This window comes from Nitrosospira sp. Nsp18, assembly GCF_900103145.1.
Taxonomy (GTDB): domain Bacteria; phylum Pseudomonadota; class Gammaproteobacteria; order Burkholderiales; family Nitrosomonadaceae; genus Nitrosospira.
The window spans coordinates 67,584-91,111 of record NZ_FMWY01000012.1 but is presented as its reverse complement, the minus strand read 5'-3'; the positions used below and the strand labels follow the sequence as shown (position 1 = coordinate 91,111).

General features: G+C 53.5%; 18 protein-coding genes and 1 pseudogene. 5 read left to right on the top strand and 14 right to left on the bottom strand.

The genetic code is table 11. The annotated features are described in order from the left end of the window. Window positions 1-151: 151 nt before the first annotated feature. Window positions 152-1,312 carry an IS30 family transposase gene (locus BLS94_RS07580; RefSeq protein ID WP_090959194.1) on the top strand — a complete coding sequence of 387 codons (1,161 nt, stop codon included), beginning with the start codon at window positions 152-154 and terminating at the stop codon, window positions 1,310-1,312. A gap of 185 nt (window positions 1,313-1,497) precedes the next feature. Here the strand turns inward: BLS94_RS07580 and BLS94_RS07575 are convergent. The 4 genes and pseudogenes from BLS94_RS07575 to BLS94_RS07555 form a co-directional block, all read right to left on the bottom strand. Further along, window positions 1,498-2,133: pseudogene (locus BLS94_RS07575) on the bottom strand (IS5 family transposase); the annotation flags it as partial. 55 nt (window positions 2,134-2,188) lie between these two features. After that, window positions 2,189-2,446 (bottom strand): hypothetical protein, encoded by a 258-nt coding sequence (locus BLS94_RS07570; protein WP_143021666.1) that lies wholly within the window; start codon window positions 2,444-2,446, stop codon window positions 2,189-2,191. A gap of 687 nt (window positions 2,447-3,133) precedes the next feature. Continuing rightward, window positions 3,134-4,351, bottom strand: coding sequence for a DUF2252 family protein (locus BLS94_RS07560; RefSeq protein ID WP_090959186.1), 1,218 nt, complete (start codon window positions 4,349-4,351; stop codon window positions 3,134-3,136). Window positions 4,352-4,398: 47 nt separating this feature from the next. Beyond that, the gene (locus tag BLS94_RS07555; RefSeq protein WP_090959183.1) at window positions 4,399-4,656 is read right to left on the bottom strand and encodes a hypothetical protein; all 258 of its coding nucleotides are present in this window, start codon (window positions 4,654-4,656) and stop codon (window positions 4,399-4,401) included. 273 nt (window positions 4,657-4,929) lie between these two features. Here BLS94_RS07555 and BLS94_RS07545 point away from each other — a divergent pair, with 273 nt between their 5' ends. Next, window positions 4,930-5,457, top strand: coding sequence for a DUF4142 domain-containing protein (locus BLS94_RS07545; protein WP_090959177.1), 528 nt, complete (start codon window positions 4,930-4,932; stop codon window positions 5,455-5,457). A gap of 308 nt (window positions 5,458-5,765) precedes the next feature. On the opposite strand, the gene BLS94_RS14870 is transcribed toward BLS94_RS07545, so the two are convergent. Both BLS94_RS14870 and BLS94_RS07535 read right to left on the bottom strand, forming a co-directional pair. Then, window positions 5,766-6,134: a hypothetical protein gene (locus tag BLS94_RS14870; protein ID WP_176767825.1), complete on the bottom strand. Its 369-nt coding sequence runs from the start codon at window positions 6,132-6,134 to the stop codon at window positions 5,766-5,768. A 572-nt stretch (window positions 6,135-6,706) separates the two neighbouring features. Then, the gene (locus BLS94_RS07535; protein WP_090959173.1) at window positions 6,707-7,159 is read right to left on the bottom strand and encodes a hypothetical protein; all 453 of its coding nucleotides are present in this window, start codon (window positions 7,157-7,159) and stop codon (window positions 6,707-6,709) included. Between the two features lie 507 nt (window positions 7,160-7,666). Between BLS94_RS07535 and BLS94_RS07530 the strand changes: the two genes are divergently transcribed. Beyond that, window positions 7,667-8,176: a hemerythrin domain-containing protein gene (locus BLS94_RS07530; RefSeq protein ID WP_090959227.1), complete on the top strand. Its 510-nt coding sequence runs from the start codon at window positions 7,667-7,669 to the stop codon at window positions 8,174-8,176. Window positions 8,177-8,275: 99 nt separating this feature from the next. Here BLS94_RS07530 and BLS94_RS07525 read toward each other — a convergent pair whose 3' ends face one another. The 5 genes from BLS94_RS07525 to BLS94_RS07510 form a co-directional block, all read right to left on the bottom strand. Further along, window positions 8,276-9,586, bottom strand: a complete 1,311-nt coding sequence (locus BLS94_RS07525; protein ID WP_371130244.1) for an ABC transporter ATP-binding protein — start codon at window positions 9,584-9,586, stop codon at window positions 8,276-8,278. Between the two features lie 27 nt (window positions 9,587-9,613). After that, window positions 9,614-10,102 (bottom strand): ABC transporter ATP-binding protein, encoded by a 489-nt coding sequence (locus BLS94_RS15045; RefSeq protein ID WP_218124761.1) that lies wholly within the window; start codon window positions 10,100-10,102, stop codon window positions 9,614-9,616. 185 nt (window positions 10,103-10,287) lie between these two features. Beyond that, the gene (locus BLS94_RS07520; RefSeq protein ID WP_176767824.1) at window positions 10,288-12,555 is read right to left on the bottom strand and encodes a family 1 glycosylhydrolase; all 2,268 of its coding nucleotides are present in this window, start codon (window positions 12,553-12,555) and stop codon (window positions 10,288-10,290) included. Window positions 12,556-12,755: 200 nt separating this feature from the next. Further along, a complete protein-coding gene (locus tag BLS94_RS07515; RefSeq protein WP_090959170.1) occupies window positions 12,756-13,490 on the bottom strand; it encodes a ferritin-like domain-containing protein in 735 nt (244 codons plus the stop codon). 204 nt (window positions 13,491-13,694) lie between these two features. Further along, a complete protein-coding gene (locus BLS94_RS07510) occupies window positions 13,695-14,903 on the bottom strand; it encodes a hypothetical protein (RefSeq protein WP_090959167.1) in 1,209 nt (402 codons plus the stop codon). Between the two features lie 543 nt (window positions 14,904-15,446). Here BLS94_RS07510 and BLS94_RS07505 point away from each other — a divergent pair. Next, window positions 15,447-18,086: an NAD(P)-binding protein gene (locus BLS94_RS07505; protein ID WP_090959164.1), complete on the top strand. Its 2,640-nt coding sequence runs from the start codon at window positions 15,447-15,449 to the stop codon at window positions 18,084-18,086. 99 nt (window positions 18,087-18,185) lie between these two features. After that, window positions 18,186-18,605 carry a CBS domain-containing protein gene (locus tag BLS94_RS07500; protein WP_090959161.1) on the top strand — a complete coding sequence of 140 codons (420 nt, stop codon included), beginning with the start codon at window positions 18,186-18,188 and terminating at the stop codon, window positions 18,603-18,605. A gap of 140 nt (window positions 18,606-18,745) precedes the next feature. Here the strand turns inward: BLS94_RS07500 and BLS94_RS07495 are convergent, their stop codons facing one another. The 3 genes from BLS94_RS07495 to BLS94_RS07485 form a co-directional block, all read right to left on the bottom strand. Continuing rightward, window positions 18,746-19,027: a KGG domain-containing protein gene (locus BLS94_RS07495; RefSeq protein WP_090959159.1), complete on the bottom strand. Its 282-nt coding sequence runs from the start codon at window positions 19,025-19,027 to the stop codon at window positions 18,746-18,748. Between the two features lie 245 nt (window positions 19,028-19,272). Continuing rightward, a complete protein-coding gene (locus BLS94_RS07490; RefSeq protein ID WP_090959156.1) occupies window positions 19,273-20,163 on the bottom strand; it encodes an SDR family oxidoreductase in 891 nt (296 codons plus the stop codon). A gap of 343 nt (window positions 20,164-20,506) precedes the next feature. Next, window positions 20,507-23,326, bottom strand: a complete 2,820-nt coding sequence (locus BLS94_RS07485; protein ID WP_090959153.1) for a PAS domain-containing hybrid sensor histidine kinase/response regulator — start codon at window positions 23,324-23,326, stop codon at window positions 20,507-20,509. Window positions 23,327-23,528 lie beyond the last annotated feature (202 nt).

The following is a 23,528-nucleotide window of genomic DNA, read 5'->3' as shown; positions in this document are numbered from 1 at the left end:
TTACCATATCAAGGTCTCCTTTTCGGTAACCTTCAATATGGCGCAACGTTATTTCTCAGAATACCTTTCGGTTACATTTAATTCGGCGCAATTCGTGCATTCAATTGGTCAATGCAACACCATCTGATCTAATGTAGATTTGGAGGTGTTTATGGCGCAGATGGGGCGTCCAGGTTTATCTGCTAGTCAAAAGACGGAACTTTGGCACAGATGGAAGAATGGGCAATCTTTAAGTGATATTGGCCGTGCATTAGGTAAACACGCGGGGTCGATACATGGTGTTGTTTCGTCTAATGGTGGGATTGCTCCTGCAGCGCGTCGTCGTTCTCGCCTGGCGCTGACTTTCGCTGAGCGCGAAGAGATTTCTCGAGGAATAGCTGCCAGCTCATCAGTGCGTCAGATAGCAATCAAGATTGGTAGAGCGCCCTCGACAGTGAGTCGTGAAATTGCGCGCCATGGAGGTCGAGATAAATATCGAGCCTCGGATGCAGATTCACAAACCTGGGATCAATCCAGGCGCCCCAAACAGTGTAGGCTGGGCATGAATGATAGTCTGCAAAGCCTCGTGGCGACCAAGCTGAGTCTAGATTGGTCGCCTGAGCAAATATCCGGGTGGCTTAGGTTGAGATTCCCGGATGATAAAAGCATGCGTGTATCTCATGAAACCATTTACCGCAGCTTGTTTATTCAGGCTCGTGGCGTTCTGAAGAAGGAACTCATCTCGCATCTTCGCAGTAAGCGGATGATGCGGCGCGGGAAAGCATCTACTACCGAGGGTCAGCCCCGAGGGCAGATTATTGATGCTATATCGATACGAGAACGTCCGGCAGAAGTTGAAGACCGGGCCGTTCCAGGCCATTGGGAAGGCGATCTGATATCGGGATCGAAAAACAGCCACATCGCCACTTTGGTTAAGAGGCACTCCCGATTCGTTATGCTTGTGCAGATTGATGGCAAAGATACAGCAAGCGTCGTCAGCGCGTTGGTGCGACAGGTCAAACAACTCCCCTTCGGTGTCATGTCTTCACTGACTTGGGATCGTGGCAGTGAACTTGCTCAGCACAAGAAATTCACGGTTGCGACCGATGTGGATATGTATTTTTGCGATCCGAGAAGCCCATGGCAGCGGGGAACAAATGAAAATACCAATGGATTGCTTCGCCAGTACTTTCCCAAAGGCACTGACTTATCTGGCTACGGGCAGCAAGACCTGGACACGATTGCTTTGAGGCTCAATACGAGACCAAGAAAAACGCTTGGATATATGACGCCAGGCGTTAGACTTGCTAAAAGTGTTGCGATGATCAGTTGAACTCGCCGGTTCCTTCTTTTTGTCATACTTTTAGCACCATAAAATGGGTCCTCAATTCCGGAGAATCAGTTTTCGGTAGAATGAGTGCAACGAAGCGTAACCCGTCGAAAAGGGTGACGCTTCGCTGCAACAAGGGGTGGCATTGCCTGAGCCCGGCTACTCAAACCTGTCGCCTATCCCACCATGTTGAGCAGCTTGTGCATCTGGCTCACATCCGGCTCGTTCGCCGCCGTGGTGACGATCGAGTGTGCAAGGCCGGTGTACGCGTCCGCGCCGATGTGTACCTTCATTCCGAAGTACCACTGGTTTCCCTTCTTCGTCTGATGCATGTCCGCATCGCGCTCATGTGCCTTGTTCTTCGTAGAGGATGGCGCGGCAATTAAGGTGGCATCCACGATGGTGCCTTCGCGCAGGATCAGTCCCTGCTGTCCCAACTGCTCCCGGATCAGTCCGAAGATGCGCGCGGGCATCTCGTGACGTTCCAGCAGCCGGCGAAACTTCAGCAGCGTCGTAGCATCCGGTGCCTGCCGTTCGATCAGGTCCACACCGACAAAGCGGCGCACCGCGATGCTGTCGACGATGGCGTCCTCAATCCCTTCATCCGACAGGCCCAGGCAGTTCTGGCACAGATACATGCGCAGCATCAGTTCCAGTCCCACCGGCGGGCGACCGCGCTTGCCTCGGTAGTAGTGCGGCTCAATCAGTGCAATCAACTGCAACCACGGCACCAACCGGTCAAGATCAGACAGAAACTGCTCGCGACGCGTCGGCTTGCGACGCGCCGAGTACTCCATGTCGGCAAAGCTCGTCTGGCGTTTCATCGGGGGGCATTGTGAAGGATGGGATGACTCAGATATTCTACAGTGCGGGCTTAAATCAGTGTTTCCCTAAGGTATCGGCAAAGAAGAATCCGCCCGCCCATTCAAAACCGTAGACGTCAGCGCCATCGTTAACGTGAAGCGCACCGAATATGGTTGTCGTATCCCAGGAAATGTATTCGGCGGTTTCTGCCGTGATCCCTGCGTTGTCCATTTCATGGTAAATGCCGGCATGGACGGGATGCGCCGCCACTAAAACGCCGGCCAATACAAGTGTCCCGCAAAACTTCCTGAATTCCGATATCAATCTCATCATGTCGCCGTTAAAATAATATGTTGTATGGATGGAAACGTCTTATTCCATTAGTTTCCTCGACCAGGCACCTTCATCCATCGGCCCTCTCTATTCCGTGGACGCGGAAACCTCGTCTATTAACCGTATTCATCGTTTCGCCATTCAAAACCGTGCAGAATTTAACTGACTGATCATTTTGGTCCGAACGATAGGAATGCATCACACTCATTCCGTGGCAAAGTCCAATTGGACTAAAGTACACCTATCGATAGTCGAGAGCGCGTGAAAGGCGTCAGGAGTCCAGCGATCCGGACTGAAGAAGACGCTCCTGTTTCGCCGCTGCCGTGCAGCAGCATGGCAGCGCCGATGAGATCGATGCCGGACGGGTTCGAGCAGCCTCAGGAGGTTGTGTTCTTTCCCCTTCAGCCCTTAAACCTGAATCTGGTAATCGGATGGGGTGGAGTGAGCGGTTTTTTGGGGTGCGGAGCAAAACACAACGACGCGGAATGCAACCGCGCAGGGCAGAGCAGTGCCGATGGGCCGAGCGAAACCCGAGGGTGCTCTTATGCTTTAGCCAAACATTCCGCATTCAAGGTGAAGGCGTTGCCACCAGCGGCTATGGTCTGTCGACTCTGACTGAGCAGTTGCCGCCGCCCGTTTCCGATTAACCATTCACGTACGAAAAATCCATAACTCAGCCGTGGTTGATCAATGGGCAGCCTGTTCGTTGCTGTATTTCCGGCAGTGCTCCAGATAACTTCCAGCGTGGTTCGCGACAAGTTCTACGATACTTGACCATAGCCAGGAAGGTGCGTCCAGATTTTTTTCCCGGTTATGTTGAAGTTCTTTTTTCCACAGCTTCTGGGTGGCAACGTCCATCTGCCGTGCATGGGCCCTGCCTACTATAGCGGCGAGATATCGTGCCAGCTTTCGGGCTTCATCCTGAGTCAACTGTTTTATCTGGATTTTCATATCTTGCGGAAGCAACTCCCGTATAAAGACAGAACGCCCCAAAATCTGCCCTGTAATCATCCGATCACCGAGATAAGGCGCTAGGCGACGCGCCCCTTCCAGCACCCGTTCGCCATTTCCCTCCGGCATGCTGCTGCCGGGATACGCAGGCGCCACGGCTTTAACTGCCTCCTTGATATCGATCAGGCAGCGGCCTGTTTTCCCGTTTTTGCCGTTTTTAATATCCAGTAGAACGGCATATCGAAGCTTTCCGAGCGAGCTACAGCCTTTTATCCAATAGGCCGCATCAAGAACTTTGGCGGCAGTGTCTTCGTTTTTCGTTCCGGTAGGGGTGATATGACAAAATACGTTTTTTTTCTCGAAAATCTTTTCGATAGTCTTTTTTTCTTCTTTTGAAATGGGCCAGAATTTTTCTCCCACCGGAATGCGCGGCGTAGGATCTTCAATCCGTTCCTTGGCCAAGTCCTTCCAGGACCGGCTTGCGGCCTCTTTTACCGTCACCTTGATCATTTCAGGCCGAGGAGATCCGCCTTTTTCCTTATTTCTGTCAAAGCAGTCCTCGTAGCCTGCCATTAACTGCTCGATCATCTGCGTAGTCACAACTCCCGACAAATCAGAATCCCGGGCAGCGGTTGCAAGAGACAGGCCAAGTCGTATCAAGTCATGCGCCGGGTTTCCGATTACAGTCTGATCCAGATCCCTTATCTGTACGTTGATTTTGCCTTCGATATTTCCGATCGGGCCCAGATTGCCTACATGACAATCGCCCGCTATCCAGATAGGCGGGCCCTGGGGTAGCGCGCGCCCTTCGGCACCGCTCAGCCACTCATAAAATTGGGCCGTATTGCCCCTGACAAAAGCATGGACGGAACGGGCCATTTTATGCCTGCGATAGGCCGCGAGGGTCGCGTCTCTGGCATCGGGAGCGGGAGGCTTGCTGGGTGCCCGTTTCATTTAAACCGTCAGGTTCATGCCGTGGCTATCTTCTAGGAAGATCCTGGCTAATACCGGTCGAGAGGAGCAGGTCCGGAATCCGGATGTTCGTTTCTGGTATCGTGATGCGGTTCAGATCCGGTGACAGATTTCGCCTCCTCGTGCGTCTCTTGTTTTTTGTTGCCGCGATTCTCTTTTTTTTCTTCGACTCTATTCCCATGGGTTTCTTCGCTGACAAGAATACCTTCATCCGATTCCTCAGGCAGTTGATCCACTGGCTCATCTGCCTTTAATTCATCACCTTTGCTTTTTTCGGATTTTTCCATGAATGTCTCCTGCAATTAAAATTAGTTTGGCGAAAGCTGCGATATCAGTGATTTTCCTGAAGCGCGAGCGCAAGTTCCGTGCGATAGCGCACAGCCCCGGCTATTCAGCATTACCTTGCAATAAAGGCAATAAAAACCATGCAAATACAATGGGATTCTTATGTTTGCTATCGAACAGAGTTTTGCGCGGCATATCCCCCATTATTGTCGAGCCAGCTTTTTATTGACGTGGCAGTCATTCCGTATAAATCGAATATTAAGGAGAAGAAACCGATGAAAAATTTACTCATGCTGACAATTGCTTTGATGCTTCCCGCGTTTGCAGTCCACGCGGAAACAAGCAAGAAAGGCGATCTGAATGATGCAGAAATTGCTCATATCGTCGTTACCGCCAACCAGGTTGATATTGATGCCGGCAATCTTGCCAAGAAACAAGCATCTCATGAAGATGTCCATGCCTACGCCCATCGTATGGTTGGCGAGCACACCGACGTCAATAAAGAAGCGAAGGAATTGGCTGCCAAGCTCAATGTAACACCTCAGGACAACCCGATCAGCAAGAGCCTGAAAGAGGATGGCAAGAAGAATCTCGAAAAATTAAAGGGCCTGAGCGGCAAGGATTTCGACAAAGCCTACATTGACGGCGAAATCGACCTCCACACCAAAGTAATCGATGTGGCTGACAATAAGCTGGTGCCCAACGTCAAGAACGAAGAGTTGAAAGCCTTGCTGGTAAAGGTACGCCCCACGCTTGTCTCCCACCTTGAGCATGCGCAGAAAATCCAGGCGAAATTGAAATAAAAGTATTGAAGCTAAAAGCGGAAGGAGGCCAAGTTGTATCGTTTTGCCTGGTCTCCCCCTGCTTGTAACAACTAGGAAGCTGTGCTGGTATTGCACTATTGATGGGTTGAGCGGACCTTCCAACCATGCGAAAACCGAAGACTGCCATCCTCGGACCACATACAGCAAGCTCGTGCGGCCGTCGGTGTTATAGCCCGCTTCGACTATTACCAGATCAGGTTCCAGCCGTACCTCTAGCTAAACTGGAGCCACCGGGAGCCATAGCGGAAGGTCCGGATCTGCCTCAGCCACTCTTCCACTATAAGAAATTAGTAGCCACCTCCTGATCCACCCGATTGCCCGGAAGAACCCGCTCCTTGGCCCGATGAGCCGGATGAACCCGCCCCCTGCTCCATGGATGATCCCCCGGACGAAGACCCGTCCCGACTCGACCCGCTTTGACCGGAAGTAGAGCTGCGAGGCCTGTCGCTGCCTTGCCCTGAAGAAACACCTTGCCCGGACTGCCCCGCCGAGGACCCTTTCTTGTCCACCGGTCCGCCATGCCCGGACATATCGCCATACTGCCCTGTCTGGTCTCCCGCACCTGCAGCATAAGCCGCGCCAGTAGCGCCAAAGATCACAATGCCCGTAAAAACTACAGATCGGGCCGTTTTTTTCAGCATAAGAATATTTTCCATGATAACTATCTCCTTTGCCAGCGGAATTGCTGAATTGAAATACTACTCAGAATGCCGACGCGTTCCGTACGTTGTCCCACAAACCATAAAACTCTCAGTTGTTGGGGAACTGGAACGCATCTTTCGGACTCATCAGAAATTTCAACTCTTTATTTCGGTATTCCTGTCTTGCTATTCAGCAATCGGACCAAATTCGTACTTGCCGCCATGCTCGAGGTAGACGATTTTATCCTGAAGTCCGGCTCGCTTTATTTCTCTCTGAAGGTTGCCGAGCGGGCATTTGAATACATCATAGTCGTTGTAATGAATCGGAATCGCCTTTCAGCCTTCGCAAGGTGGATTTCTTCCTGCCGTAGCGGGACGCCGAAACTTTGCGCCATCTCGTCCATGCCATTTTCTCTGCGAACTCGATAAGCGGCCGCCATACGATGTTATCCGTCAACTCTCCGATAAGAAGCGCTTAGAGACATTGCGTCATGGAAGTACGCGGGGCCGTGAATACGTGAATACCTGAATCAGGCCTGTTCCTGTCACGCCACCCGTACAGCACAAACCTGAACTGCTGCGACGTTTTATTTGCCACCACCTGAAGTATTGCCTCCACCCGATCCGCCTCCCGTTCCGCCGTTACCAAGTCCGCCCGGGTTTTTGCCTCCCGCGGTTCCCGCCCCTGCTCCGGGACTGCTGGCTGCGCTGCCGCTCCCAATGCTGTCAGTCCCGCCGCCCAGTACGCTTCCCGAACCGCTTCCTCCTTTATTCTCTCTGACGTTGCTGAAACCCTTATCCCCCGTGGACCCGCCGCGCGCGCTTCCCTGTGGCGGAGTTGAACTGCTCGACCCGCTTGCGGCGCCGCTCCCGGAACTGCCACTCCTGCTGTTACCTAAACTTTTATCGGTTCCACGTGTTGATTCACTGCTTATGCTTCCGCTACCGGTGTCGCTCCCCGAACCACCCTGCGCATGCGCAAGACCAGCGAATGCGAAAACAAGCCCGGCAAAGACTACCGCGCTCTTTTTATCTGCCATTGATAAATATCTCATCTCTACTCCCCCATTTACTATTGAAGATCATCAGTCATCACGTTACAAGTCATGAAGCCATGACGTTGAGGTTTTATCTTCATACTTTGAAGTCCTGCCGATAAAAACCCTAAGCGCCACCGTAAGCAACTCTCCCATGGCATCCCGGGTTAACACTGCCCGCCGTCCTGCTGGTCTTCGTGTAGCCCGCGCAAATTTAATCTTAAACGGCAAAGTAGAGCCCCCTCTGTTCGCCAGCGTACTAACTGACCGCTCTTCCTGTTATTTGCGGCCCCTGCCGTTCACCCACCCAACCGGCCGACGGTCGTCCAACGGACAGCCAACGCGAGCGGCCTGCGGCGATTATTCAAAATGTGGGCTAACGAACAGAACGGGTGAAAACGACGAGCTATCTTCCTGAAAACAAGCAATGCTGGTTTGTTTGAAATTTGAGTAGACGCCATTTGCTTGCTTCTGACCGCAAATTACACATTTATCATATTGGAGATAATCATGCCCACCCCGCACAGTACTACGACAAAAAAAAGCCCGGCACCGCGAACTACCACGCGCAGATCCAAGCACGACGCCATCAAGTTGCTGGCTGACGATCATGCCAAGGTAAAAAAAATGTTCAAGGAGTTCGAGAAACTATGCAAGAAGAATGAGGAGGAAGGAAAGGAAGAGCTGGTGGAACAAATCTGCAAGGAACTGACGGTACACGCGCAGTTGGAGGAGGAAATATTCTATCCCGCTGCTCGCGAGGCAATCGACGACGACGACCTGATGAACGAGGCGATGGTTGAGCACGCATCAGCCAAGGATCTGATCGCCCAGATTCAATCGATGGAAACTTCCGATCCCATGTACGAGGCAACAGTCAGTGTCCTCGGTGAATATGTCAACCATCACGTGGAAGAAGAGGAGAATGAAATGTTTCCCAAGGTGCAGAAGTCGAAAATGGACCTTGAGGAAATCGGCTCGGAAATAGCCGAACGGAAAGAGGTTTTGATGGAAGAATGACGCAAGCAGATGTCCGCGGCTCCTGAATACTGTACCTCGCTGCGAACTCCGGGGGCAAGCAGGAGCCGATCATCCATAAAAAATAGAATTTGACTCAAGTTACAGGAACCCACCTGACTGATGGCGCCAAAGCATGGCATATTGTCCCCCAAGGCGTAACAGCTCATCATGTGTGCCCTCGGTAATGCGCCCCTCGTTCAGTACGAGCAGCCGGTCCAGGCAGGCAATGGTTGATAGGCGATGCGCGATCGCGATCACCGTCTTGCCCTCCATCAGTCCAAGCAACTGATCCTGGATTGCGAGCTCCACTTCACTGTCCAGCGCCGACGTGGCCTCGTCCAGCACCAGAATAGGGGAATTTTTCAGCACGACACGGGCAATCGCAATGCGTTGTCTTTGGCCGGCGCTAAGTTTCACGCCCCGTTCGCCTACCTGGGCTTCGTAGCCGACGCTTCCTTTCCAGTCTCTCTGCCGCATGATGAACTCGTGCGCCTGCGCGCGCTGCGCAGCGAACTCGATTTGCGCCTGGCTAGCCCCTGGGCTGCCGTATGCGATGTTCTCGGCAATAGAACGATGCAGTAGCGAAGTATCTTGCGCCACCACCCCGATAGCGCGGCGCAGGCTTTCCTGAGTCACTTCGCGGATATCCTGGCCGTCAATGAGAATTCTGCCGGTCTCGATCTCATAAAAGCGCAGCAGCAGATTAATCAATGTTGACTTGCCGGCGCCCGAACTCCCGACCAACCCGACCCGCTCACCAGGGCGAATGACGCAGTTGAGGCTATCCAGCACTTTCCGGCCATCATCCCGGCCGTAGGTAAAAGTCAGCCTTTCGATGCGAATTTCCCCGCGTACTCTGGCGATATCCAGGTTTCGTGCGGTGACGGTATCATTTATCGCATGCGGCACGGCAATGGTTTCCATTCCTTCCTGCACCACCCCTATATTTTCAAACGCTCTGCCCATCTCCCAGCTCACCCATCCCGCAGTGTTGGCGATCGTCCAGGCCAGCGGGACCGCCATCGCCACGGTTCCAGCATCCAGTTCCCCCTTTCCCCATAACAGGACGCCGATCGCAGACGTGCCGACCAGCAGCAAGGCATTAAGCACGGCTAATGCGGTGGTGAATTTCGTGATCAAACGCATGTGCTGCGCGATAGCTTCGGTGTGCTCGTCGATCGCTTTGCGTACGTACGCGTCTTCGTCGCTCGCCCGCGAGAACAGCTTGACGGTAAGGATGTTGGCGTAGCTATCCACGACTCGGCCCATTACCGCGGAATGCCGCTCACTGCTGTTCTTGGACAAATCTCGCATCCATGGCACGAAGTATCGCAGGAATATAACGTAGGCGATGAGCCATAACGCGGTGGGCATGGCGAGGCGCCAGTCCGCGCCACTCATCAGCACCAAAGTTGAAATACCGTAAACGGAGATATATCAGACGGCGTGGACGCTCGACACCACGCACTCCCGTACCGCCTCGCTCGTGTTCATCACGCGGTTCGCGATACGCCCTGCAAAGTCATTCTGAAAGAGCGACCAGCTCTGCCGGATGACGTGCCAGTGGCTCTGCCAGCGGATCAGGCTCTTCACGCCCGGCACAACAGCGTTGTGGCGTATCAGGCTGTCTATCAGGATGGCCAGGGGTCTCCCGACCAATATCAGCAGGGCCATTCCGATCAGCATGGGCATGGCCTCATGCATGGCGGTAGCACGCCCTGTTGCTTCCATAACCCGGACAAGGCGTCCTATGAAAACAGGAACCAGCGTATCGATCAGTGCTACCGCCATGCCAGTAGCGAACAATGCGGCATACAGGCCCTTGGTCTGGCTCACGAAGTGCCAGTAGAAGGCCAGCAAACCCGGGGGTGGGGGCTTATCGGGAACGACAGTGGGTCGAATACGCTGCTCGAAAAATGCGAACATAAGAAAACCTTGGTTTTATAGCCTTGGCGTACTTGCCCGCCTCCGGCTGTGCAATTGGAATCAATTCGTCTCTGTGTCTCCGTACAGGACTAACGCGTGACACGGCGCCCGGTTGGCATAGCCGGTTTTTCCATTAGCATACGGATTGGATGGCAGTGTTGGCGAAGGATTCGAAGGGATTACTGCTAGGCGGTTGTTCTATTCCCACCCGTCACAGACGCCATTCCCGAATAGCCCGATGCGATTTCTTGCCGCTTCGATTCAATATAGCGATCCATTGCATCCTCTAATGTGGGTAAAAGAATCCCTCGTTCACTGCCCAACGCGCTATAAACGGGGCGAGGGGCCAGAAAACCCATCTCCCCGCGTGTAAGCGCTTCCAGGCTGCTGTGGTCTATACATGCCTTTGCAGCAATCTTGAGGGCGAAATCCGCCCAGGTTAGCGGTTCCCCATTGGTCAAATGCCAGATCCCCGCCTCTCTGTCGATAAGCAGGTCAAGACTGGCATCCACAAGATCTGGCACATAGGTCGGAGAAACGGTGACATCTCTTGAGGCGGCAAACGGATTACCCTGGGCCAAGGCTTCAAGGGCAAGGGTAACGAAGTTGTAAGCGTCCCATGGCCCAAAAAATGCGCTGGTGCGCACTATCAAAGCTTCGGGGCACAGGTCGAGAACCCTGCGCTCGGCCTCGGCCTTGCTTCTGCCATAGTTGTTCAGAGGCGCGACCGTATCACTTTCCAGATAGGGGGACTGCTGCCTCCCGTCAAATACAAGGTCAGTGGAGAACGTCAACAACTGGATGCCTTGCGCCGCGCAAATTTCCGCCAGGACGGATGGCCCGATGGCATTCTCGCGGAAACAGCGGCTCACATCACTTTCCGCGTTGTCGACATGGACATAGCCGCTGGCGTTGACAACAGCCCACGGTTGATGCCGGTCAATGGCTCCCTCGACCGAAGACCTTACAGCGATATCCATTTCCTTACGGCTTAGCAATTTACACGTCAGATTGCGCTGCTCGCAAATTTTTGCAAATGCCCTGCCCAGCGTCCCGGTTGCTCCTGCGATAAGAATCGGCTGCATGGCTCCGTTTCTCGCACCATGGTATTTGGCATGAAGAGAAGCGACGGCTGTGCGTGATGCGACCGGCTTGCAGGTAAAGCGCCCTGCCCGGCGCCACCAGCCCTGCCCTTTCAACACGGGATGAGAAGGGGCGCGACCGGCAGCCAGTTCCTGCATCAGGGTTGCAACGGCAGTGGGTCGCGGTGTAAGGGAGCGCACGTCGAATGGCCCGGGCTCATAATAACCTCTACATTCCGTAACCAGGCAATTCCAGTCGTAAGAACCCAAAAGCGCCCATACCGTGACAGCACGTATATCTACGCCCTGCCGCCGCGCCTGGCTGGCGGCTTGCCAGATTTCCAGAAGCCATCGCATCTGGTCTTCCCGGCTGGCGCCTAAGTGTGCTTCGGTGATCGCCAGCGGCAACCGGTACCGTTCCCAGGCTTCCTCAAGCAAGGGCCCCACACCGGACATCGAGGTGGCAAGCACCCGCACTGGCTCGATATCGGCGAAGTGATAACCCCGGTAAGTAGTCACACAGTGCGCGGGGTACCGCTCGACGCGCTGATCCAGCCACCGGTCGCTGGTAATATAGTAGTTGATGCCAATGATTTCGGGCGGGCAACTATTTTCCTTGAACCACAGGAATTCGGAAGGGTCGATGCCCGTGCTGGTGACGTATTCCCAGAGCGGATGTTCCTGCCCCACTTTTCCGCACAGCAAATCCCAGGCCAGCCAGCGGCGAGTGTTATAAAAACTCGCTAGTTCGGCCATTTCAGGCGTGCTATAGGTCTTGCCCAGGTCATCTGTCTGTACAAGCCTTGCATGGGGGTTGACTTGACGGATAGCTCGCATCGATAGCACGATGGCGCGGCACTGGTTCAGCAATGCCTGGATAAATGTCCGCTCATCACGTCCATGCGGGTACCACAAGCCATATAGGCCGCTAAAGCGTGCCGTAGTCAACGGTTCATTAATCGGCGTGTAATACTCCACCCAAGGGTAGCGCTGCGCCACGGCCCCGGCAAAAGCGGCAAGTTGCCCTGCAAAATGGGTGTCGGTCAGGCTGGTATGCATCGGGCCGCTTCCATGATGCACCAACCCTACAATCGGGGTAATGCCGCGTGCCTGCAACTCTGGCAGTCGGGCATCCGGCCAGGACCAATCTGCCTGGTCAAGCCCATCGGGGGCCGTATTCTCCCAAAGAACCGGGTAACGTATCGCCCGAATGCCCAGGGAGGCAAACCGCGCGAGATCGCATATTCGTTCGGCATGCCCATTGCGGTCCATCTGGCTGAAATACCGGTTTTCCACTCGGTTTACCGTGCATTCGAGCCCCCCCCACAGCGCCACCTCTTCCACAAAAACCCCGCCTTCTTTCTCATTCATAGTTTTACCTTCAGCAATTTCACTTGGATCACCCGGCCGGCTCTCGAGCGCGGCAGCCCGCTTACAGGTATGAATAAGTATTTTCACTGTTTCCAGTTTTTAGCGGGAATCCGGCGCCATACAGGAATCAAAAGTCAAAATGAATTTCTCTCATATTCCTGCACCGATCTTGTAACTCCAGCCAGCTTGTAGCGCCGGGACTAATGAGTCACGGCCGCATCATCAAGCACTGCCTTCCTGAACCATTGCCGAACATGTATCAAGTGGTCTTCTTCCTCCCTGAGCGCGACGCCAAATTCCCGCGCCATATCATCCATACCCATTCTCTCTGCAAGTACAATAAGCAGTTGCCATGCATCGTTATCGGCAAGCTCGGCGATGAGAATTGCTTCCAGGCAATGAGCCACCGAAGTGCGCGGGTCGGTCAATACCTGCACCAAGCCCAACGAGGCCATGCCGTCAACATCGGCCGACGGCGTCTGAGCGGTTGGGTCGGCGCCAATCGAACGCATCGCCCCTTCCACCATCTTGAAATGCTGCAACTCTTCATTTCGAAATTTCCGTAACGTCTCAAGCGGAATTTCGGAGCTTCCCGCCGACACCGACGAACACTTTGCAATGAGCGCATCGTAAAGCCGGACGCCGCTGCGCTCGAATGCAAGTCTGCAGCCGAGCTTGTCGATGAACGCCTCTGGATTCTTCCCCGTCAGTTTTTGCATTGCAGTGCTTGCAACCCCCTTCAGCGTACCAGGAGGGGGGATTGAACCCGGCACGCCGGCTTCGGCGACGTATTGACCGCGCATGTCTGCAATCGCCTGTTCGTCGCCCGGCGAGGAAGCGGGCGTGGCATTGGCCAGTGCCACCATTTCCTTGATATCGATCGGCGACATGTCAATACCGGTACGATTGGTTCCTATCACTGTGCTTTTCTCCATGATCTTTATCTCCTTATGTCTATCGATGTCTATCGCGTTCCTGGCAGCCTGCCGGGCTTGAAGAATCGCAGCGAAAAAGTGACTGAGTGAGGGCAGATTTTGCGGATTTGGAAGGCTAATAGTTATTCTATGGGTCGAAAAAGCGGCGAAATATGAACCGCCCAGATGCTTTTGCAGCCGATTTCCTTTAAGTCCGACGGGCTGCTAGCGGGTCAACTCTTTGTCGCGAGCGAGCGCGTCCTCGTAGGCAAGCTGTGTGCGCCGGGCGAGCTCCGTACCGGGGGACCACTGATAGCCTGCCGCAACGGTATCCGTCGGCGAACCGGACGAGTTCATGTGGTTCCGGTATTGCTGTGATGCCGCGCCTTCCTGGGACTTGTCCACAAACTGTGTGCCAAGGGCGCGCAGATCGACTTCCTGGCTCAGCACCTGGCGTACAAATTCGCGCTGGCTTTCATATTTGATCGGCTCGGGGAGCGCCGCGGGCAGAATCTCGGCAGGATCGCGGCGCTCATGCTGCTTGAACAACTCCGATACGACGTGCAAGTGTCCCAATTCGTAGTCGAGGCAACGTTCCCAGATCGCTTTGATGCGGGGATTCGATTCCTGCTGCACGCAGCCATAGTAGTTATAGACCTCATTGGCTTCATGCAGCAGCCATTTCTCCAGCCAGGTTTCATTGGGATCGATTATGGATTCGTATTGCGTGACGTGCTGCTCCTCTATGGAAGCAATCTCGGCATACAACAGACGCGCTACCGGATCCGCAAAAAGCGGACCTACATTCATGTAAAAGTTATGCGTTTGCTGTTCGCTGGACATGATGGTCAAAGCGTGCAGTTTCGAAATCGGCGCAGCGTTCGAGCGGTCATAATGTTCTCGCAGGTCATCCAGCGGTGCGCGGTGCTCGACTGAGGTGGGACGCCCTGGAACAACGTCCGTATAACACTGCAGAATGTTATTGGCATCCTTGCCTTCCAGCCGGTCCAGCAGCGCGGTGTAGCGGTAGAGATGGTCAAAATCCTCAAGCATGCCGAAACGGTATACCTGGGCCAGGTACGGGTCGGGCTCGTTTTGCGCGACAACTGCCGTAACCTCGATCGCGAGCTGTTCATACCCGATGGTTGTCTCCAGCGTCGAGTGGTCCGCGCCGAGCAACCCGTTTACCATTGACGCCTGATGTTGCTCGACCCGGCGTATCTGGGCCAGGGGCAATTGCAGCGCGCCATTCATGCGGGCACATGAATGCGAAAAACGCAATGCCTCCATCTCGATGCCATTCATCAGGATTACCCGCATACGCGTAAATGCGTCATCGTCCAGTTTGCTGATAGGCGGTTGCACCAGCTCTTTCCAGGTAAAACGCTGCCTGTCGAGCGCGCAGCCTTTGTCTTCAAATAAATTTAACGCCATTTTGTTCTCCTCATGATAGGTAATGCAGCAGATGGCCGTTGAGTAAAGTTTATATCCAACGACATTACAAAACTGCCGGGTTGAGTTTTCCCTTCCCGCCCGGGGAGAAGAGTCGAACGGTTTAAAGTCGCTCCCAGGCCCTGCTGAATATTGGGGCCCTTCAAACCTTATCTCGACTGGCTTGCAAAAGTAGAGAATGGCGACATGCTAAGTGTCGAAAATTCCGAGCTCTGTTCGGAAGCATACATAACTCAGGACCAGTTTTTCCGGCCGCCGAAGTAGTTACCCAGCCATATGCGTGTGTTGACACTGTTGCTTACCGAACAGAACTCATGACTTTCCGAGATTAATGTCCACCTCAAGAAAGGGAAGCACTTACACATCAAAGAGCCGCAATTGTGCTTTCCCTGCAAACCAGGACCGGATCAGCGCTAGTGGCTTGATATCAAGGGTAGCAGGCAGTAATCGACGCCAGAGGCTGGCCCTCACAAATCCAGTTATCTGACCAAGCCATGGTTTAACTGATGAGTTTAGGGAGATACAATGCAAACACTTATCGTGCTGTCACACCTGCGTTGGGACTTTGTCTATCAACGCCCGCAGCATCTTCTGTCCCGGCTGGCGGAGCACTACAAGATTCTTTTCTTCGAGGAACCGAAGTTCCATGAAAGAGAGCATCTTGCCGTAGTTTCCACGCCTCATCCAAACGTAATGGTGTGCCGTCCGCATACGCCGGTAAAAGCAGCCGGCTTTCACGATGACCAGTTGCCCTATCTCAAGCCGCTGCTGCGTCAACTGGTTTCGGATCACAAAAGCCATATCGCCTGGTTTTACACACCCATGGCCTTACCGCTGCTAGCGGAACTGGACCCCTGCCTGATCGTATATGACTGCATGGATGAGCTGGCCGCTTTCAAAAATGCGCCTAAACAATTGCTGCAGCGCGAAAATGCATTATTCAAAGTGGCCGATATTGTCTTTACCGGCGGCCCCGGTCTGTTCCGGGCAAAGCGTGAACGCCATCCTGATGTTCACTGTTTTCCAAGCAGCGTGGACATCGCCCACTTTGCGCAGGCATTGGACCGCACAGCCGATCACCCCTCACACTTGGGCATGCCTCGGCCACGGCTGGGGTATTACGGGGTGATTGATGAGCGGGTTGATATCGGGCTCATTGCAGAGCTGGCTGATGCGCATCCTGAATGGCAGATAGTGCTGGTAGGCCCGGTTGTTAAAATCAATGTAGCGGATCTGCCCCAGCGATCCAATATTCATTACCTGGGCCAGCAATCCTACGAATCTCTGCCAAAATTCCTGGCCGGTTGGGATTTGTGTCTGCTTCCATTCGCGCTCAACGAATCCACCCGTTTCATCAGCCCTACCAAAACGCTGGAATATATGGTCGCGGAACTACCGGTGGTAAGCACCAGTATTGCAGACGTGGTGGAACTCTATGGGAAGGCGGTTTCCATTGCTTCCAGCAGGGCCGAATTCATTTCGGCATGTGAGCGGGCACTGGATGAAAAACCGGACGAGCAAAAAAGCCGGGTGGAAATAACCCGAAGCATCGTATCAGCCAATTCCTGGACGTCTACCGCAGAACGCATGCATAGCCTGATGTCGGAAACCTTGGAGAAGCGATCAAGTTCCAGGCAAACAGCTGGGCGGGAGCGTTCCAGGCTTGATACTGGATCCACTGTGACAAACTATGAGTGCGTTATCCTGGGAGCCGGTCCAACTGGCCTGAGCGCCGCCTATCATCTTGGAAAAAACGCGCTCTTGCTCGACAAGAATGCAACCGTGGGCGGCTGGTGCCGTTCTATCCAGGATAAGGGTTTTACTTTCGATCATGCCGGGCACATCATGTTTTCGAACGATGACTATGTCCAGAAGCTTTATAAAATATTATTAGGCAAGAATGTCCACTGGCAGAACCGCGAAGCATGGGTATACAGCAAAGGCGTTTATACGCGCTACCCCTTTCAAGGTGCGCTGTACGGATTGCCGCCCAAAGTGATCAAAGAGTGTATTGTCGGTGCCATGGAGGCCCGCTTCGGCGAAAGTCTGAGTCATGATAAGCCTGCCAAGGTGGTTGAAGCGGTCGAAAGCCGTAACAGCACGGTTTCCGCGTCCGGTGCCGGCAGTGATTGCTGCGCGGACGGTACTGTGACAATTCCATCAACTCCATCACCTGCCACTGCATCGGCCTGCGCGTCCTTCAAAAAGGACGGCTCTCAAAATTTCGAGCAATTCATTTACAAGATGTGGGGCAAGGGAATAGCAAAGCATTTTGCAATTCCTTACAACAAAAAGCTGTGGACAGTGCCCTTGAGTGAAATGGAAACTTCCTGGCTGGGTGGCCGCGTGCCATTACCTGATCTTGAGGAAATAATAGAAGGCGCTCTTGAGCCCGTTGCCAAGCCGATGGGACCCAATGCCCGGTTTGGATATCCTTTGAACGGCGGGTTCCAAGCGATGATGTCTGGATTTTTGCCTCATATCAAAGGCAAGATTGAACTGAATGCCGAAATTGTCGAGGTTTCACCCACTCAACGGCTAGTAACGCTCGCGGATGGCAGGGTGTTCCAGTATGACGCTTTGGTGAGCACCATACCCTTGCCCGAGCTGATCAAAATGATTGGCGCTGAGGCGCCGCATAGAGTCCGGGATGCTGCAAAGGGCTTGTGCCATATCTCGGTGTGTTGTGTCAATCTGGGTGTCGCGCGTGAAAAAATAACCGACAAGCATTGGATTTACTATCCTGAAGATACAATTTTTCACCGTATTTTCGTGCAGGGGAACGCAAGTCCGGGGTGCAATCCGCCTGGTGGTTTTGGTTTGACCTGCGAAATCACCTATTCACCGTGGAAGCCCCTGCCTGTGAACGGACAGGAGCTGATCGACCGATGCTGGCAGGACTGCATCGAAGTTGGCCTGCTGTCAGGTGACGATCGGCTCATTACAGCCAATTTGGTGGACATGCCGTACGCTTACGTAGTCTACGATCATCAGCGTGCGAAGAATGTCGCAACCATAAGGATGTGGTTAGCGGAACATGACATCATCCTGGCCGGCCGATATAGTGAATGGGAATACTATAATTCGGACCATGCATTTCTCGCCGGAAAGAAAGCTGCCGAATCATTGGAACTCGGCGCAACTGCAGCGGCAACTCGCGTTTAGGAGAGCCCATGCCTAGCAGGAAAGAAAGAGCGGGACTATAACGGAATCACGTGGTTTACCATGAGCAGTCTATTTATAAACATTTATGAGGAGGTTCACATGCAAACAGTGAGTGAGGTAATGACGGCAGACGTGCATACGATCAGTCCAGACGCCACGATTGAAGAAGCAGCGCAAGAAATGCGTGACGGCGATTTCGGGGTCATGCCGGTAGGAGAAGATGACCAATTGCTCGGTGTGATAACTGATCGGGACATTACAATCAGGGCGGTCGCCGAAGGCAAAGACCCAAGCACCCCGGTTCGGGATATCATGTCGGAAGGCGTTATCTGGGCACATGAGGACGATTCGGTAGAGGAGGCAGCCCAGCTCATGAGCGATCACCAGATCCGCCGCTTGCCCATCGTCGATGCGGACCAACGTCTGGTAGGAATTGTGGCGCTCGGTGATTTTGCTGTCGAGGGTTCCGATATCGGATCTGTTGCGGATACGCTGTCTGAAATCTCAAGCCCGCCATGATCAACATGGGTGGCATCAGCAAGGGCATTTACGCGTATAAAACCGTGCGCTGCGATTTCCATGCTTTTATCACCTCATGGGGCAAATTCAAAAAAAGGTGAGCTGAAGCCCACCTTTTTTTTTACTCTGGTTCTATCTACTTAATTGTTCTTATGGCTCTGGCTGCCGCCCTTGGCAGGTTGCCCGGAGGACCCGCCACGGCCAGAAGATGAAGAGTGGCTGCCCGAACCGCTTTTTCCGCCATGCGAGGCTTCACCCCCTTTTCGACCGGCTTCGCGCGCTTCTGCAGAATCAAACTCATGAGCGGTTCCTTTTTCGTGGGCGGCTTTACCGCCTTTGCTCGCGATTTCGCGCTGCTTGTTTTCGTCCATCGAGGCAAAACCGCGCTTGCTATCGCCACCACTACTTTTTGATGTAGGCATTTTTATCTCCTGATATCCAAAAAATAAAGAATTCCCTGTGGCACCACCCCGGCATCCAGTTCTGACGCTTGAAGCGGCGGCAGTGCTGTCGTGGGAAGCTTATCTCCGCTATTAGAAGCTGAGACGTGATCCCATCTTAATGGGCGTAGATGCTCTTTTATGTACGGCGGCGAACATAGACCTGAAAAATTAATTCATTTGTATTTATTACGCCTGAATGAAAACAGGAACGAACGATCTTCTTGTCATGAAGATGCATAACCGCGGACAGATCCTGATTCTCCCGGTTCATATAATATGCCCTGCGGGTGGAGCGGCGGAATAACTTCTTGTTGACTACTCCCGCGCCTGGCCGACAACTTGTCGCCCAGGTTCGGCATCAGCTTGGATATTGCGGTATTGACTACCGCCATCGCGCCGACTTTCACATCGCGCCCACCTTCCGTGGCTGCTTTCAGTATCGCTTCAGCTACCTGCTCCGGGTTTATCAACGGAGGCGGCAATTTTGGCTCCCTGCCCATGTAATTTCTGGCATGCTGGGGAAAGGGTGTGTTGACGGCGGTCGGCTGAATCAGCGTAATCGATACCGGCGCTTTGCCAAGCTCTTCGATTTCCACGCGAAGTGCATCGGTAAACCCTTTGACAGCATGTTTGGACGCAGAATACATGCCTTGCAGGGGCACAATGGCTTCAGATACTTCACTGCCCAGATTAATGAGTGCCCCGCCGCGTTCTTTGAGATGGGGCAATGCGGCAAGCGAGCCATTCACGACGCCCCAGAAATTAGTATCGAAAAGCCGTCGGCTATCGGCTTCGCTCACTTCGTCCAGCCTGCCGTAGATTGAGACACCGGCATTATTGATCCAGGTATCGATTCGATTAAAGCAATGGATAGCTTCCTGAGCCGCGGCATATATTTTTTCGCGATCAGCAACATCCGCGACAACATGGATAGCCTCGCCGCCCGAACTCCCGATTTCTGCTGCAAGACCCTTGAGCGTTTCGGCGCTGCGCGCGATAAGAACCAATTTGGCGCCGCGCTCAGCAGCCAGTCTGGCCGTAGCAAGACCAATACCACTTGAAGCGCCGGTAATAACGAGCACCTGTTGATTTAAAGGTTTAAGAGAAGCAGGCATAATTTCTCCTTGATGAAAAAAACCAATCGCAAATTCGCAAGTTCTTGAGGCAATGCCTCTGGAAAAGGCTTCGGTTTACACGTTTAAGCCGCACCCGGTAATCGATGAATTCCCGAATATCATGCAAAATGACCTTTTGGCCACTCGTTTTCACACTAGGCGTATTCGTACCCCTTCGACTGTGCAGAATCGCACATAGGCAGCGTCGGCAGGGATTCGGGAGAAAGAAGAGAGGACTGGCGAACCAGCACCTGAAGGCAGGCTGCGGGAAAGGGTCGAAGCGGCGAAATGTGAACCGGCCAGACGCTTTTGCGGCCGATTTCCTTTAAGTCCGACAGGCGGCTTAAATGGCGGTGATCAAATCCTTGAGCACCTTGAAATTCACAGGCTTGGTCAGATGATAATCAAAGCCGCTCTCATGCGAGAGCTGGCGGTCTTTCTCCTGACCCCAGCCAGTCAACGCTATCAGCTTGATATCGTCGAATTGCGGTTGCTCGCGAATGCGGCGCGCCACTTCGTTACCATCCATGCCCGGCATGCCGATATCCATGAGGATTACGTTGGGCCGGTAATTGGGAATGGCCGCAAGCGCTGCCGGACCGCTATTAACCGCCTCAACATGGAGACCCATCGATTCAAGCAGCATGACAAGCACTTCCGCCGCATCATGATTATCGTCTACCACCAATACGCGCAACTTGCGCGCCGTGGCGTCCGCTTGCAGCGGTTCAGGCGTTTTTCCGTGCATAGTTGTTTCCGATAATGGCAAATGTACAATAAATTCGCTGCCTTTATCCTCCCCCTCGCTTATGGCTTCGACAGAACCGCCGTGCATTTTAACGAGACGATAGACCAGGTTGAGCCCAATACCGGGCCCACCTTGCGTTCCCTCCCCATTCCGGCGTTCCTGAGCGAACATGTCGAACAAACGAGGCAGCATACCCGGCAAAATTCCAATACCGTTGTCCCTCACGGATACGATGGCGTTACCGCTTTCCTGACGGGCAGTCAACCAGATTCGCCCGCCCTTTCTGGTATACCGTGCTGCATTGTTGAGCAGATTCGTAAATACCTGCTCCAGGCGTACGGAGTCGGCGTAAACGATTAAAGGCACCTCAGGTATGGATACCTCCCATTTATGTTCCTTCTCGCTGATCTGCGCCCTGCTTGCCTCGACAGCATTACACAGCACAACAGCCAGATCCGAAGGAGCCAGCCGCAGCTCAACCTTTCCACTGGTGATGCGCGATATCTCCAGCAGATCGTCCACCAGCCTGACCATATGATTGACCTGGCGGTTGATCATCGGCAGCAGGCGCGGAACATCCACGGCGCCGCCCGGACGCGCGATGATCTCCAGCGCGTTGGCAATCGGCGCAAGCGGATTACGCAACTCATGCGCAAGCGTGGCTAAAAACTCATCCTTGCAGCGGTCGGCATACAGCAGGGCTGTTTCGGCGTTGACTGCCTCGGTGATGTCTATTGATATGCCGATGTGTCCCGCATACTCGCCGGCGGCGGTAAACCACGGCAACGCATAAGACTTCAACCAGCGCCATTCCCCTTCGGCAGTCTTGATCCTGAGCCGGTGCCGAAAACGTACGCGGTCGCGCAACGCCTGCTCGAACGCTGCCGCGTACGCCGGAGCGTCGTCCGGATGAATGACCGACCGCCATCCGGTGGGCATCAGATCTTTCACGGCAATACCGAGTACGTCCTCAAATCGCTGGTTAAGATAAACCGCATTCCCCTTCGTATCCACTTGCCAGGTCAGTGCCGGCGACGCTTCCGCGATAGCGCGGAATCTTGTCTCGCTCTCGCGCAGGCTCTGCTCGGCCCGCTTGCGCTCGGTAATGTCAACAAGATACCCGACGCACTCATTATCATTGAGTTCTTTTGCTGCAATCAGTGCCCACCAGCGTGAGCCGTCCTTGCGAAATAATTCCTTTTCATAAGGAGAAATGCGTCCCGTTGCCTTGAGTTCCTCCGTAGCTCGCGAAGAAACCGTTCTCCATTCCGCCGGCGTAAGGTCGTCGCACCGCAATAGACCCGCGCTCGCATCTTCGCGGCTGAAGCCACTCATCCTCAGAAAGGCGCCGTTCGCTTCGGTAATCCGGTTGTCCGTGGTGAAGAAAATAACACCGACCGTGTCGATCTCGAATGCAGTTCGGAAGCGCTCCTGTGCTTCACGCATCGCCTTTTCGGTTTTTTGGCGCGTTTTCACATGCTCGGTAACGTCAATTCCGTGACCAAGGATACGCTGGCTTGTGCCGTCCTCGCCCGCGAGAGGGAGATAAATAACGTCAATAAAGCGGTCTTCAGGCTGTTGGCCAGGATTAGGAGTAACTGTCACAGGTAATTCGAATCCCATGAACGGCTTTCCTGTTGTCAGCACCCTCGTAAGGTTGCAACGATAATTGCCATTCTCCGCCTCGGGAAGCGCTTCAAATAGCGGGCGTCCCAGCAGTTCGCGGTGGCCGACCAACTGGTAGTACGCGTCATTGGCAAGCTCGAAGACAAATTCCGGTCCTTGAAGCACATGCAGGAAAGACGGCGCATTACGGAATACTTCTTCCAGCAGTTGTATTCGTTTCGCTTGCAGCGCCTCTTTGAGGCGGTGACGTTCCGACTCCCACGCGCGTATTTTGATTACTTCAGTCTTCTCGCTAACCGCCACAAACACGGCGCGCGCCCCGCCTGTTTGAGTAAGGGCTTCATCGGAAAGGCTGCGTGGAAGGCCGATATCCTCTGAAATAGGACTGAAGGTAAACTTGAAGAAAGCCTCTTCAAGCGTACCCGTCCGATTGATAACGAGCCGCTGATCATCAAAAATAAATGATTCCCGCAGTTTCATCACACCTTCACAGATAGGCGACAGAAAATCCGATGCCTCGGGCCAGCATGCGGAGACTGGCTGCCCTAGACCCATAGGATGTTTCGCGCCCATCAAGTCGCGATAACCGTCGTTATAGATCTGTATGAGCTTCGGCCCGCATAATAACAAGGCAGGGGAAGGCAGCAAAAGCATGAAGTTAACTGAAAACTGAAGATTCAGGGGCCAGGTAGAGATTGGCCCGAGGTCAGATTCAGCCCAATCATGATTAAAGATAAGTTCGCCCATTTCGCTGCCGCGCAACCAGCCCGGCATTTCTGCCTGAATCATATGTATCCGCTCCTCCGTTTCAACTTCAGCCTCGATATTTGATATATCGATTGATTACCATATATACAGGAAGAACGTAGCCAAACTATTTTTCCACTTCTCGTTGCCCATGCAGATTAGCATAATCTTGTGTTTTGATTGCTTGCACGCCGCGAACTTACGGCATTATTCCCAAGAAAAAAGAAATTATGCCATATCGTGA

Excerpts from the sequence above, each read along its gene's own strand:
- BLS94_RS07570 (WP_143021666.1), bottom strand. The coding sequence starts at position 2,446 with ATGATGAGATTGATATCGGAATTCAGGAAGTTTTGCGGGACACTTGTA.
- BLS94_RS07580 (WP_090959194.1), top strand. The coding sequence starts at position 152 with ATGGCGCAGATGGGGCGTCCAGGTTTATCTGCTAGTCAAAAGACGGAA.
- BLS94_RS07490 (WP_090959156.1), bottom strand. The coding sequence starts at position 20,163 with ATGCCTGCTTCTCTTAAACCTTTAAATCAACAGGTGCTCGTTATTACC.
- BLS94_RS07500 (WP_090959161.1), top strand. The coding sequence starts at position 18,186 with ATGCAAACAGTGAGTGAGGTAATGACGGCAGACGTGCATACGATCAGT.
- BLS94_RS07515 (WP_090959170.1), bottom strand. The coding sequence starts at position 13,490 with ATGGAGAAAAGCACAGTGATAGGAACCAATCGTACCGGTATTGACATG.
- BLS94_RS15045 (WP_218124761.1), bottom strand. The coding sequence starts at position 10,102 with ATGTTCGCATTTTTCGAGCAGCGTATTCGACCCACTGTCGTTCCCGAT.
- BLS94_RS07505 (WP_090959164.1), top strand. The coding sequence starts at position 15,447 with ATGCAAACACTTATCGTGCTGTCACACCTGCGTTGGGACTTTGTCTAT.
- BLS94_RS07560 (WP_090959186.1), bottom strand. The coding sequence starts at position 4,351 with ATGAAACGGGCACCCAGCAAGCCTCCCGCTCCCGATGCCAGAGACGCG.
- BLS94_RS07510 (WP_090959167.1), bottom strand. The coding sequence starts at position 14,903 with ATGGCGTTAAATTTATTTGAAGACAAAGGCTGCGCGCTCGACAGGCAG.
- BLS94_RS07545 (WP_090959177.1), top strand. The coding sequence starts at position 4,930 with ATGAAAAATTTACTCATGCTGACAATTGCTTTGATGCTTCCCGCGTTT.
- BLS94_RS14870 (WP_176767825.1), bottom strand. The coding sequence starts at position 6,134 with ATGGAAAATATTCTTATGCTGAAAAAAACGGCCCGATCTGTAGTTTTT.
- BLS94_RS07530 (WP_090959227.1), top strand. The coding sequence starts at position 7,667 with ATGCCCACCCCGCACAGTACTACGACAAAAAAAAGCCCGGCACCGCGA.
- BLS94_RS07495 (WP_090959159.1), bottom strand. The coding sequence starts at position 19,027 with ATGCCTACATCAAAAAGTAGTGGTGGCGATAGCAAGCGCGGTTTTGCC.
- BLS94_RS07485 (WP_090959153.1), bottom strand. The coding sequence starts at position 23,326 with ATGATTCAGGCAGAAATGCCGGGCTGGTTGCGCGGCAGCGAAATGGGC.
- BLS94_RS07520 (WP_176767824.1), bottom strand. The coding sequence starts at position 12,555 with ATGAATGAGAAAGAAGGCGGGGTTTTTGTGGAAGAGGTGGCGCTGTGG.
- BLS94_RS07535 (WP_090959173.1), bottom strand. The coding sequence starts at position 7,159 with ATGGCAGATAAAAAGAGCGCGGTAGTCTTTGCCGGGCTTGTTTTCGCA.
- BLS94_RS07555 (WP_090959183.1), bottom strand. The coding sequence starts at position 4,656 with ATGGAAAAATCCGAAAAAAGCAAAGGTGATGAATTAAAGGCAGATGAG.